Genomic DNA, 12,535 nt, shown 5'->3' with positions numbered 1-12,535 from the left:
AAGGACCCGGCGATGGCTAGGAACGCATCACCGATCGGCTGACTCCACGGCCGCGGCCCGGTCGCGGGACACCCCAGCCCCGACCGGGTCGCCCAGGGCCTCGTGGACCTCGGCCAACGCGCCCAGCACCACCGCCAGCCGGTGGTGCCGGTGCTCGGCGGCCAACGCCGCCGCCCGCGTCAGCTCCACCCGCGCGCCCCCCGGGTCGCCGAGCCGGTGCAACGCCACCCCGCGCAGGTAGTGGGCGTCGCACAGGCTCGGCGGCGCGGTCGCCGCGCGCAGCAGCGCCAACGCCTCGTCCGCTGCCGCCAGCACCTCCGGCCACCGCGCCAACCGGCTCAGGCTGTCCGCCGTGCGCACCAGCAGCGTCGCCGACATCTCGGCCGCCATCACCGGCGCCAGCTCCAGCCTCCCCGCCCGCACGTTCGCCAGCAGCTCCCGGTGCACCCGCACCGCCTCCTCGTGCCGCGCCAACCCGTCGAGCACCAGCGCCAGGCACGACAACGAGATCTGCTCGCCCAACGGGTACCCGGCCAGCCGGAACAGCTCCTGCGCCCGCCGCGCGCTGACCTGCGCCTCCTCCAACCGCCCCGTCCGCAGCTCCGACACCGACCGGTAGTGCACGGCCCAGCCCTGCTCCGTCACGTCGCCCGCCGCCACCGACGCCCGCCACGCCTCGTCGTGCAACGCCAACGCCTCCGGGTACCGGCGCATCAGCACCGACAGCGTCCACGTCAGGAAGTTCAGCTGCACGGCCTCGTCGCGCACGCTGCCCAGCGCCCGCGCCGCCGCCACCCCGGCGGTGAACACCTCGACCCACGTCTCGGCCCGCCCCCGCTGGTCCGAGTACCAGTGCATCGCGGTGGCCAGCCGCAACACCTCCGCGGGCAACCCGTTCGCACCCGCCCACCGCAGCGCGCCCAACCAGTTCGCGGTCTCCGCGGTCAACCACGCGTCCGCGTCCTCCTGGCTGCCCAACGGCCCCGACGGCGTCGTGCGCGCGTCCGGGCCGAAGAACCCGGCCGCCGCCACCGCCGTGCCCAGCAGCCAGTCCGCCATCCGCCGCCGCGCCTGCCGCACCACCGGCGCCGGCTCCTCGTCGAGGAGCCGTTCACCGGCGAACACCCGGATCAGGTCGTGGAACACGTACCGGCCGGGCACCTCCGCGGTGTCCAGCAGGCTCATGTCCACCAACTCCTCCAACGTGTCCTCGGCGGCGAACCGGTCCACGTCCGCCAGCACCGCGGCCAGGTCCGGCCCGAAGTCCGCGCCCGGCGCCAGCGACAACCGCCGGAACAGCACCGCCGCCTTCGCGCCCAGCTGCCGGTAGGACATCTCGAACGCCGTCCGCACCTGGAGGTCACCCGCCGTCAACGCGGACAACCGCCGCCGTTCGTCCACCAGCTGCCCGGCCAGGTGCCCGATCGTCCACTTCGGACGGCTCGCCAGCCGGTTGCCCGCGATCCGCAGCGCCAGCGGCAGGTGACCGCACAACTTCGCCACCCGCGCCGTCGCCACCGGCTCCGCGCCCACCCTCGCCCGCCCGGCGATCGCGCCGAGCAGCTCGAACGACTCACCCGGGTCCAGCACGTCCAACCCCAGCCGCCGGCCCGCCTCCAACCCGCCCAGCACCAACCGCGACGTCACCAGCACCAACGACCCCGACCCCGTTGCCAACAACGGCCGCACCTGCGCCTCGTCCGACGCGTTGTCCAGCACCAACAACGTCGACCGGTCCCGCAGCCGCGCCCGGTACAGGTCCGAGCGCTCCGCCTCGCCCGCCGGGACCTCCTTCTCCGGCACACCCAGCGCCAGCAACATCCGGTGCACGACCTCCGACGGGTGCACCGGCCGCACGTCCATCCCGCGCAGGTTGAAGAAGAAGCACCCGTCCGCGAAACGAGACGCCAACCGGTACGCCGCCCGCACCGCCAACGCCGTCTTCCCCGCGCCCGGCGGACCGTGCACCACGACCAACGACGTCGTCCGCGTCCGCTCCGCCACCTCCACCAGCTCGGCCAACTCGCCCTCACGGCCCGTCAGGTCGGCCACGTCGGGCGGCAGCGCCGACGGCGTCACGGGCGACGGCACGCGCCGCGACCGGCCCTCCTTGGCCGCGTCCAGCAACTCCCGGATCTCCTGCTCCGCCAACGACAGCACCCCGGCCAGCGCCTCCACCGTGCGCCGCTGGGGCCCCTTGGCGCGACCGCGCTCCATGTCGCTGATCGCCCGCACGCTGACCCCGGAACCCTCCGCCAGCTCCTCCTGCGTCAACCGGACCCGCAACCGGTGCGCGCGCAGCAGCTCACCGAACGTCATCCCCACGGTTCCGACATTAGTGCCACTCACCGCGACACCGGCCCGCGGTCGCGGCGACGACCGTCACGTCGGCCATCGGTAACGCCGAGGTGGTAAGACCACACCTCATGAAGTGGTACGCGGATCGCCCACCCCGGCTGGTGTGGCAAGTGCTCGCCGACCTGCTCGCGGTCGCCTGGACGTGGGCCTGGGTGAAGGTCGCCACGGCGGTGGGCGACGCGGTCCGCGCGTTGCGCGCGCCCGGCGACGGCCTGTCCGACGCCGGGCACACCCTGTCCGACACCTTCGGCGAGGCCGCCGCCAAGGCCCGCGAGGTGCCCATCGTCGGCGGGAGGCTGGCCGACGCGCTGGAACGCGGCCGGTCCGCGGGCGGCACCCTGACCGATGCGGGCCAAGCCCAGGTGCAGGCCGTCGAGTCCACCGCGCTGTGGCTCACCACCGCGCTCATCGCCATCCCGCTGGCGTTCGTGCTGATCACGTGGCTGCCGCTGCGGCTGCGGTTCGCCCGACGGGCCGCCGTGGCACGCCGGCTGCGCGATGAGGGCCGGCTCGACCTGCTCGCGCTGCACGCGTTGACCACCCTGTCGCTGCGCGACCTGGCGACGTTCCCCGGCGACCCGGTCGAGGGCTGGCGGCGCCAGGACCCCGAGGTCATCGCGGCGCTGGCCGCCCGGCGGCTGCGGGCCAGCGGGGTCCGGCCGTGACGCCGGGGCCGTCCCCGACCCCGGCGTCACGCCGCGATCAGGCCAGGCGGTGCCAGAAGACCTGGCCCGTCGGACCGTAGAGCACCACGTTCGAGTCGTTCTGCACGATCAACCGGTCGGCCGCCGTGCCGTGCGTGCTCGTGTGCCACACCGGCTGACCGGCCGCCGTGTAGATCACCAGGTTGCCGTCGTGCTGGAGGACCACGTACGCCGCGCCCGTGCCGTGCGTGTTCGTGTGCCACAGCGCCTGACCGGCCGCCGTGTACAGCACCAGGTTGCCGTCACCCTGCATGACCAGCGTGAACCGGCCGTCCTGCGACACCTTGGCCTGACCCGCCTGCAAGCTCTCGCCGCGCGCCAGCGTGTCGGCGCCCGGCTGCGGCGGCGGCGCCGAACCGGTGAACAGCAGCGCGTTCGGCGAACCCGTGCCCGGGTTGCCCACCTTGTTCGGCGTCGCGGCGGACACCAGGGCGTCCCGCACCTGCTGCGGCGACGCGCCCGGGCTGCCCGCCAGGACCAGCGCGGCGGCGCCCGCGACGTGCGGCGACGCCATCGACGTCCCGCTGATCGTGTTCGTGGCGGTGTCGCTCGTGCTCCACGCCGACGTGATGCCCACGCCCGGCGCGAACACGTCCGAGCACGTGCCCCAGTTCGAGAACGTCGCCCTCGTGTCGGCGCTGTCCGAGGCGTTGACCGTGATCGCCTCCGCCACCCGTGCGGGTGAGTACGAGCACGCGTCGGCGTTCGAGTTGCCGGACGCCACGGCGTACGTGACACCCGACGCGATGGACCGGCGCACGGCCGCGTCCAGCGTGTCGTTCGCGCCGCCGCCGAGGCTCATGTTCGCCACGGCCGGCTTCTGCGCGTTCGCCGTCACCCAGTCCACACCCGCCACGACGCCCGCGATCGTGCCCGAACCGGAGCACGAGAGCACCTTCACGCCGTGCAGCCGGACGGCCTTCGCCACACCGTGCGCCGCGCCGCCGACCGTGCCCGCCACGTGCGTGCCGTGACCGTTGCAGTCCGTGTTGTTGCCGTCACCGGTGGTGTTGGCGTCGAAGCTGGCCCGACCGCCGAAGTCCGCGTGCGTCGTGCGGATGCCGGTGTCGATGATGTAGGCGTGCACGTTGCCCCCCGTGGTCGCGTAGCCGTAGTTCGCGTTGAGGGGCAGGTCGCGCTGGTCCACGCGGTCCAAGCCCCACGACGGCGGGTTCGGCTGGTCGGCCAGGGCGTCCACCCGCTGGTCCTGGGCGACGTAGGCCACCGCCGGGTCGGCCGCCAACCGCTTGGCCGCCCCCTCGCTCATGGCCGCGGCGAAACCGTTCAACGCGGACCGGTAGCGGTGGGTGACGCGGGCGCCCACCCTCGCCGCCGCCGCGTCCGCGCCGGCGCCGTCCTTCACCACCACGATGTAGCTGCCCGGAACGGCCGTCGGGCCGCCGGCGTCGCGGATCTGCGGCTCGGCGGCCTGCGCCGGCGTCATCGCCAACGCCGCCACCAGCACCGCCGACGCACCGACGCCGACCGCTCGGACCAATCGGATCCAGGGCGCGCGGAACTCTCCCATGTCGGGTTCTCCCTCGTGCAGGGGTCGAGGATCAGGAGTTCGCGCGAACCCCTTCGACCCTGGCACGCCCGCGCGCCACTCCTCCAGACCTCGCGCCCCGCCCCTTCGGCGCCACCCGCCAACCCTTCGGCCCCGAGAGTCCTACGCCCAGGACACGCGTGTCCTACGTTCGGAACACGCGTGTCCTACGTTCAGGACCCCCGAGTTGAACGCTCGGCACGTCGACGCTCAGTACACGGGGCCGGTGTACTTCTCGCCCGGGCCCTGGCCCGGCTCGTCCGGGTACGCCGACGCCTCGCGGAACGCCCGTTGCACGGACTGCAACCCCTCGCGCAACGGCCCGGCGTGCGGGCCCAGGTACTCGGCGGACGCGGTGACCAGGCCGGCCAGCGCGGTGATCAGGCGGCGCGCCTCGTCGAGGTCGCGGCGCGGGCTGTGCTCGGGGTCTTCGTCGGCCAGGCCGAGGCGTTCGGCGGCGGAGGAGAGCAGCATGATCGCCGCCTTGCTGATCACCTCGACGCTGGGAACATCGGACAGGTCGCGGACGTTGTTCGAAGGCAGGTCGGTCACGGGAGCCATTCTCGCAACCGCCCCCGACCGGTCGCCGATTCGGGGGTTGACAAGGCCATCTGCTACTATTCTCCGCGCGACCAGTCCCCGCACCTGTGGGGACGGCAAGTGGAGCCCCGCTCCCACCCGAGTCTGCCGCTTCGTGCAGGTGGCCGGGTCCGGTCCATCGAGGGGTCGACTGCGCCCTTCGTTGTGCGATCGGTAGGAAGCGGGCCTCACACCGGGCAGGTGTGGGGCCTCTTGTCTTTGGCGCACAACGAGTCACAAAGGACGTGAATGACAAGTCCCTCGAACCGAGGTGCTCCGGTGAGCACCGAGCCGCGCATCAACGACCGCATCCGCGTGCCCGAGGTTCGTCTGGTCGGGCCGAACGGCGAGCAGGTCGGGATCGTTCGCATCGAGGACGCGCTCCGACTCGCCCAGGAATCGGATCTCGACCTCGTCGAGGTCGCCGCACAGGCTCGGCCGCCGGTCTGCAAGCTCATGGACTACGGCAAGTTCAAGTACGAGAGCGCGCAGAAGGCCCGTGAATCGCGCCGCAACCAGCAGCTGACGGTCATCAAGGAGCAGAAGCTCCGGCCGAAGATCGACCCGCACGACTACCTGACGAAGAAGGGCCACGTGGCCCGCTTCCTGTCGCACGGGAACAAGGTCAAGGTGACCATCATGTTCCGCGGCCGCGAGCAGTCCCGGCCGGAACTGGGTTACCGACTGCTGCAGCGGCTCGCCGAGGACGTCGCGGAGCTGGGGTTCGTCGAGTCGAACCCGAAGCAGGACGGCCGCAACATGATCATGGTGTTGGCGCCGCACAAGACCACGAAGACCCGTCCGATCAGGAACGACGGCGCCGACGAGGCGACGGACGAGTCTGTCGAAGAGTGATCTCCCGGCCTCCGGGCCGGGAGCAAGCATGGCCGCCCCCACCCCCGGTGGCTGCACGAGACTGAGGACGGAAATGCCCAAGAACAAGAGCCACAGCGGGACCTCCAAGCGCGTGAAGGTCACCGGCAGCGGCAAGCTCGTCCGCGAGAAGGCCGGCAAGCGCCACCTGCTGGAGAAGAAGTCCAGCAAGCTGACGCGCCGTCTCGCCGGCACGACCGAGGTCGCGAAGAACGACGTGCCGCGGCTGAAGAAGCTGCTCGGCCTCTGAGCGTCCGAGGCCGTCCGGGCCTCCGAGGCCAGACCTTCACCCCCTTGAACACCGGGGTCGGCCCCCACCGACCCCACGAGATCGACAGGATGGACCCGTGGCACGCGTCAAAAGGGCAGTGAACGCCCAGAAGAAGCGCCGTACCACCCTTGAGCTCGCCAGCGGCTACCGCGGCCAGCGTTCGAGGCTGTACCGCAAGGCCAAGGAGCAGGTGCTCCACTCGCTCAACTACGCCTACCGGGACCGCCGCGCCCGCAAGGGTGACTTCCGGAAGCTGTGGATCCAGCGCATCAACGCCGGTGTCCGCGCCAACGGCATGACGTACAACCGCTTCATCCAGGGCATGCGGCTCGCCGGCATCGAGGTGGACCGCAAGATCCTCGCCGAGCTGGCCGTCAGCGACCCCGGCGCGTTCACCGCGCTGGTCGAGGCCGCTCGCGCCGCCCTGCCGAGCGACGTGAACGCGCCCGTCGAGGACAAGGCCTGAGCGCGGACGATCGCGCACCACGACCCGGGGATGCTCCGTTCACCGAACGGACGCCCCGGGTCGTTGCCGCTAAGCGGCTGACCAGGCGTTCCGGCCGCGACCGCGCCGAACGCTTCCTGGCCGAGGGCGCGCAGGCCGTGCGCGAGGCCCTGGCCTGGGCGGCGGCCGGGCGCGGCCGGGTGCACGAACTCTTCGTGACCGCCGACGCCGGCGCCCGCAACCGTTCGCTGGTGCGGGCCGCGGTCGACGCCGGTGTGCCGGTGAGCGCCGTGACCGACAAGGCCGCCGCCGCGCTGTCGGAGACCGTGACGCCGCAGGGCGTCGTGGCCGTGTGCTCGCTGGTCGACGTGCCGGTGGCGGAGGCGCTCACGCCGGGCGTTCGGCTGGTGGCCGTGCTGCACGGCGTGGCGGACCCGGGCAACGCGGGCACGGTGGTGCGCGTGGCGGACGCGGCGGGCGCCGACGCGGTGATCTTCGCGGGCGACGCGGTCGACCCGCACAACGGCAAGTGCGTGCGTGCGTCCACGGGCAGCGTGTTCCACCTGCCGATCGCGCGGGTGCGGGACGCGGACGAGGCGTTCGCGGCGTGCCGGGACGCGGGGCTGCGGCTGGTCGCGGCGGACGGGTACGCGCCGGAGGACCTGGTGACGGCCGACCTGCGCGGTGACCTCGCGGTGTCGACGGGGTGGGTGTTCGGCAGCGAGGCGCACGGGCTGCCGGACGAGGTCGTGGCGGGCTTGGACGCTTCGCTGAAGGTGCCGATCTACGGCGGGGCGGAGAGCCTCAACCTCGCGACCGCCGCCGCGGTGTGCCTCTACGCATCCGCTCGCGCCCAGCGCGCCTGAGGCACGGGCCGCGGCGGTCCGGCGAGCACCAGGGCCGTGACGACGTGCTGACCAGCGGTTCCGGTGGTCAGCACGCCGGGTGGTCACGGGTCCAGGCGGCTGGTCAGGCTGCGGAGCAGAGGGTCGCCAGAGGTCGGTCTGGCCTGGGTCCGCAGGGCTTCTTCGAGGACGTTCGCGATGTCGCCGAGGATCTGCGGCGGGGTCTCGTCGTTGATCAGGCCCCCCGCGCGGCGGGCTTCGGCTTCGGCGTTGACCTGGTCGCCCGAGTCCAGGAGGAACCTGGCGCCCCGGGCCACCAGGAACGTCTGCCAGTCCAGGTCACCCAGCTGGGCGGCCAGTTCCTCGGCGATGCCGTTCTGCTCGATCGCCGCCGCGTGCTCACCCGCCTGGACGTGCAGGAACGCCCGGATCGCGGCGATCCTGGCGGTCAGGTGGGTGCGGTGGTCGGGGTCCTCCACGGCGGGCAGGAGCCGTTCCGCCTCGGTCAGGGTGGTGACGCACTCGGCGGCTTCCTCGTTCGGCAGCACGGCGGCGGCTTCGACCAGGGAACCGGCGGCTTCGGCCGGCTCCGACACCTCCTGCCACGCCGCCGCGGCGCCCTGGTAGGCGGACGCGGCCTCCAGCGGCAGGTCCAGGCGGCGCAGGACACCGGCCAGGACGTCCAGGACCATGGCCCGCCGCCACGGCTCGTCGGCGGGCACCAGGCCCAGGGCCACCTCCAGGTGCCGCCGGGCGGCCTCGATCTCGTCCAGCCGGGCGCACACCTGGCCCAGCCGGTAGCGGACGGGGACGACGACGTCCGGGTCCACGTCGCCGCCGTCGATCACGCGCACGGCTTCTTCCAGGGCTTCGGCCGCCTCGACGAACCGGCCCGCCTTCAGGTAGCCGCCGGCCAGGGCGTAGCACGCCTTCGCCACGTCGTCCGGCACGCCGACCTCGTGCCCGATCGCGACCGCGTCACGCAGTTCCGCCAGGTGCTCGGCCTCCAGGCCCAGCCGTTCGACCGACGCCACCCGCTGGCGGTGCGCCTCGGCCGTCCACGGTCCGCGCGGCGTGCTGAACGCGCCGACGAACTCGGCGGCCACCCGCACCGCCTCCTCGTCACCGCGCACGGTCTGGACCTTCAGCAGCAGGCGCAGCGCGTCGAACCGCACCGACGCCGACGGCGCGTCCGACAGCACGTCCACGACCTCGGCGCGCGCCTCGTCCAGCCGACCCACGGTGGCCAGGTGCTGGGCCCGGTCGCACCGCGCCCGCGACACCAGCTCCGGGACCTCGGCCCGGGCCAGCTCCAACGCCTCGGCGGTCAACGCCGCCGGCTCGTCGGTCTCGTCCTCGTCCGCCAGCAGGTCCGCGAGCAGCAGCCGGGTCAGCACCCGCGTGTACGGGGTGCCCGCGACCTCCGCCTCGGCCAGGCACGTGCGCGCCACCGCGATGGACTCGGCCGGCCCGTCCTCCTCGGCGCGCAGCCCCGCGCCCCGCGCCCGGAACCGGTTGGCCAGGTCGTGCTCGCCGCACGCGGCCAGCCGCTCGACCGCCGCGTCCAGCTCGGCCAGCACCTCCTCCTTCGGCCGCACGTGCGCGCTGACGATCGCCCGCCGGGCCGCGACCAGCGCGCCCAGGGTCTCGGGCAGCAACGGGTCCAGGTCCTCCGGCAACGACCGCAGCAACCGCATGCCGGTGACGAACTCGCCGCCGTCGAACGCGTCGCACAACCGCTGCGCCAGCTCGACCGGGTCGGCGACGGCCACCGGGTCTTCCTCGTCCGCGGCGGGAGCGGGCGTGGACGCGATCGGCACGGCCAGCGCCACCGGGATCGTGTCCTCGGCGGCCAGCGTCCGCCGGACGCGGGTGCTCACCGCGGCACTGCCGTTGCGCTGGTCGAACCTGGCCGCGATCTCCAGCGCCTGCGCCTGGAGCAGCTCGCGCAGCTCCGGCGCGGTCAGCACGGTCGTCCGCCCGTCGCGCGGCACGGCGAACTCCTCGTCCGGGGACACCCGGCCGAGCAGCAGCGCCGCGCCGGCGGCGAAGTGCATGGCCCGTGACGGGCTGGTCGAGTGGTGCACCCGGTGCAGGTGGCCGCGCAGCAGCTCCACCCCGCGCCGCACGTTGCCCGACGTCGCGCAGAACTCCAGGTGGTCGTCCAGGTAGCCGCCGACCAGGTCGTCGCGCACCAGCCGGTACGCCACCACGTGCGCCTGCCGGGCCCGGTCGACGTCGCCGAGCGCCACGAACGCGGGCGTCAACGTGGTCAGGATGCCCTGCGGCTGGGTCGCGCAGCCGGTGTCCTGCTCCAGCTGGTGCTCGGCGTGCGCGACGGCCTCGGCGTGCCTGCCCTGCCGGATCAGGTGCCCGGCCTGCTCCTCGATGACGCACGCCTCGCAGTCGCTCATCGGGCCGCGATCCATCGCCAGGTACTTCGCGAAGTGCTCCCGGTACGCCTCGTCGTCGCCGATGTGCGCGGCGAGGTCGGCCCGCGCGCCGTGCACCGGCTGCATCGAGTACCCGAGCCGCTGGTAGCGCTCGGCGAGCTGGTCGACGAACGAGCCGATCTGCGCCAGCGTGAACCGCGGGTCCGCGATCAGGCCGCTGACGATCCACTTGTGCGCCCAGTCGTAGCTGTGCGTCTCCCACTCGTCGAACGACGTGGGGTCGCGCTGCTCGGCCGTGCCGCACCAGGCGAACGGCGCCAGCATCAGGTCGTAGCGGCCCAGGTCGTAGGCGGAGCGGATCAGCGCGATCCGGCAGCTCACGGCCAGCGGCAGGTGGTCGAGGGCGTCGGCGGACCGGGCCGCGCGCTCCAGCGCCTCGTGCCGCGCCATGCCCTCCGGCATGTGGTAGGCCTCGACGAACTGCCGCTCGGCGGCGTCCTTGTCCTCGTTCACGGGTGATCCCCCACAGCGCGGTCCAGCAGTTCCAGGAACGAGCGGTTCAGCGCCGCGGTGTCCTTCGGGCGCATCGGACGGCGTGCCTGCAGCAGCGCGTGCACGTACAGCGACTCCACGGTCAGCTCCACCAGCGCCGGGTCGGTCAGCTGCGCCAGCCGCCGCACCAGCGGGTTGCGGCAGTTGAGCACGAGCCGCTGCGCCGCGTCCGACGTCGACTCGACCAGGCTGCCCAGCAGTTCCGCCCACAGCGGGTCGGCCTGCTCGCCGACCAGCCGCGCGTCCCGCTTGCGCTCGGCCTCCACGTTCGTGACCAGCAGCGCGGGCAGCGAGCCGGGGTCGAAGTCGCGCGGCACGGCCTCGCAGTCGTGCCGCTCCAGCACGTCCTTGGCCGTGGTGAGCCGCTCGCGCAACGCGCGCTCCAGCTCGGCGTCCGGGTCGCCCAGCGCGGCCAGCACCTCGCTCGGCGCGACCCGGCGCGCGGCGGTGGGGCCGTCCAGGGCGACCAGCCGGTCCATGATCTCCGCGTCGTAGGCGTAGCCCGCGTTGACCAGGCCCATGCCCTGCGCGTGCGCGACCGGCGCGAGCTGGCGGAACTCGTCCACGTCCGGCACGTGCGCGACGACGCCGTGCTTGCGGCGGAACTGGCGCAGCGACTGCGGGCCGTCGGTGGTCTCGAACGGCAGCCACCGCTCGACCAGCCGCAGCATCTCGTCGTCCACCCTGGCCAGCGACTTGATGCCCAGGTGGTGGGCGTCGAGCAGGGCGCGGGTGCGGTCGGGGTCGGTCGCGTCGAGCCGGACCAGCCAGTCGCGGACCTGGCGGCCCAGCTCCTCGCGCACGGCGAGCAGCGTCTCGTCCTGGTAGAGCGACTCGCGGCTCGCGGTCGGCCGCAGCGACGTCGAGTCGACCACGCAGCGCACGAAGTACGCCCACTCCGGCAGCAGGCCCTCGATGGAGTCGCCGACGAGCATCCGCTTCAGGTACACGCGGTGGGACTGGCGGGCGCCGGGGTGCACGCCGCGCGGCAGCACGTACGCGACGCCCTTGAGGCCCACCGTCGGCACCTCGACCGGGATCGCGTCGAACGGGGCCACGCCGAGCACCTCCTCGCCGTAGGCCAGGGCGTCCTCCACCCACGGCAGCTCGCCGTGCGTGACGACCTCGTCGCCGACCCGGACCGTGACCGGCAGCAGCGCGCCGTACTCGGTGACGAGCGCCTTCACCACGTCGTGCTCCAGCCAGTGCTCGGAGTCGCGGTGGGGCACGAGTTCGATGGTGGTGCCGATCTCGGCGCGCGCCGAGTCGTCGACCTCCACCTCGTAGTTGCCCGCCGCGTCGGCCGTCCACCGCACCGCGGGCCCGCCCTTGACCGAGCGGCTGACGAGCCGGATGCGCTCGGCGACCAGGAACGCCGACAGCAGGCCGACGCCGAACTGGCCGAGGAAGCCCTGGCGGGCGAAGCCCAGGTCGTCGCGCTTGGACGTGCGGCCGAGCGTGGACAGCAGGTCGTGCACCTCGCGCTCGGTGAGGCCGATGCCGGTGTCGGTGATGCGGAGGGTGCCGCCGGAGGACCCGACCGGCTCGATCACGACCTCGCCCGGCGCGTCCGGTTGCAGCGCGCGGCGGGCGGTGATCGCGTCCACCGCGTTCTGCAGGAGCTCGCGCGCGTACACGCGGGGGCTGCTGTAGAGGTGGTGGCTGAGCAGGTCGATGATCCCGCGCAGGTCGACACCGAAGGTGTGTGCCATGGGACTGGAGTTCACCTCGGGTCAGGTCACGGGGGAGGGACGAGATTCTAAGGGCGTGCCGGCGGCTTGTGACCCGGTTTTCCGCTGATCGCCCGCCGGGGTCCTGCTCGCGTGGTCAAGAGTGCCACGACCCACCGACAGTTCCGGCCGGGCGGAAGCCGCTTCTCGCGTGGCCGGACGGCAAGACCCCGGAACAAGTGCCCGGGCAGCGCGCCCGAGCGCTCCCCTCGGCGGCGCCCGGTTAGAGGATCCCGGCC

General features: G+C 73.4%; 10 protein-coding genes. 5 read left to right on the top strand and 5 right to left on the bottom strand.

What is annotated here, in order from left to right:
- Positions 1–27: 27 nt before the first annotated feature.
- A complete protein-coding gene (locus tag ACQPYE_RS31755) occupies positions 28–2,319 on the bottom strand; it encodes an ATP-binding protein (protein WP_498723026.1) in 2,292 nt (763 codons plus the stop codon).
- 107 nt (positions 2,320–2,426) lie between these two features.
- Between ACQPYE_RS31755 and ACQPYE_RS31750 the strand changes: the two genes are divergently transcribed.
- Positions 2,427–3,023 carry a hypothetical protein gene (locus ACQPYE_RS31750; RefSeq protein ID WP_498716680.1) on the top strand — a complete coding sequence of 199 codons (597 nt, stop codon included), beginning with the start codon at positions 2,427–2,429 and terminating at the stop codon, positions 3,021–3,023.
- Between the two features lie 37 nt (positions 3,024–3,060).
- On the opposite strand, the gene ACQPYE_RS31745 is transcribed toward ACQPYE_RS31750, so the two are convergent.
- Positions 3,061–4,590: a S8 family peptidase gene (locus ACQPYE_RS31745; protein WP_498716679.1), complete on the bottom strand. Its 1,530-nt coding sequence runs from the start codon at positions 4,588–4,590 to the stop codon at positions 3,061–3,063.
- 228 nt (positions 4,591–4,818) lie between these two features.
- Positions 4,819–5,169: a DUF1844 domain-containing protein gene (locus ACQPYE_RS31740; protein WP_053722440.1), complete on the bottom strand. Its 351-nt coding sequence runs from the start codon at positions 5,167–5,169 to the stop codon at positions 4,819–4,821.
- Positions 5,170–5,436: 267 nt separating this feature from the next.
- Here ACQPYE_RS31740 and infC point away from each other — a divergent pair, with 267 nt between their 5' ends.
- From infC to ACQPYE_RS31720, 4 genes are all read left to right on the top strand, one after another.
- Positions 5,437–6,042, top strand: a complete 606-nt coding sequence (infC, locus tag ACQPYE_RS31735; protein ID WP_053722439.1) for a translation initiation factor IF-3 — start codon at positions 5,437–5,439, stop codon at positions 6,040–6,042.
- A 73-nt stretch (positions 6,043–6,115) separates the two neighbouring features.
- Positions 6,116–6,310 carry a 50S ribosomal protein L35 gene (gene rpmI, locus ACQPYE_RS31730; RefSeq protein WP_123746324.1) on the top strand — a complete coding sequence of 65 codons (195 nt, stop codon included), beginning with the start codon at positions 6,116–6,118 and terminating at the stop codon, positions 6,308–6,310.
- 97 nt (positions 6,311–6,407) lie between these two features.
- Positions 6,408–6,797: a 50S ribosomal protein L20 gene (gene rplT, locus ACQPYE_RS31725; RefSeq protein ID WP_053722437.1), complete on the top strand. Its 390-nt coding sequence runs from the start codon at positions 6,408–6,410 to the stop codon at positions 6,795–6,797.
- Positions 6,794–7,642 (top strand): TrmH family RNA methyltransferase, encoded by an 849-nt coding sequence (locus tag ACQPYE_RS31720; protein ID WP_498723025.1) that lies wholly within the window; start codon positions 6,794–6,796, stop codon positions 7,640–7,642. The genes rplT and ACQPYE_RS31720 overlap by 4 nt, the downstream gene beginning before the upstream one ends.
- An 83-nt stretch (positions 7,643–7,725) precedes the next feature.
- On the opposite strand, the gene ACQPYE_RS31715 is transcribed toward ACQPYE_RS31720, so the two are convergent.
- Both ACQPYE_RS31715 and ACQPYE_RS31710 read right to left on the bottom strand, forming a co-directional pair.
- Positions 7,726–10,527 carry a hypothetical protein gene (locus tag ACQPYE_RS31715; protein WP_498716678.1) on the bottom strand — a complete coding sequence of 934 codons (2,802 nt, stop codon included), beginning with the start codon at positions 10,525–10,527 and terminating at the stop codon, positions 7,726–7,728.
- Complete coding sequence (locus ACQPYE_RS31710; protein ID WP_498716676.1) at positions 10,524–12,278, bottom strand: HSP90 family protein; 1,755 nt, start codon at positions 12,276–12,278, stop codon at positions 10,524–10,526. Before ACQPYE_RS31710 ends, ACQPYE_RS31715 begins: the two co-directional genes overlap by 4 nt.
- Between the last annotated feature and the right edge of the window lie 257 nt (positions 12,279–12,535).

The organism is Actinosynnema sp. CA-299493, assembly GCF_050946825.1.
In the GTDB taxonomy this organism is placed as follows: Bacteria; Actinomycetota; Actinomycetes; order Mycobacteriales; family Pseudonocardiaceae; genus Actinosynnema.
Note: the sequence above shows the minus strand (reverse complement) of the source record. Positions and strands in the feature narration are given on the sequence as shown.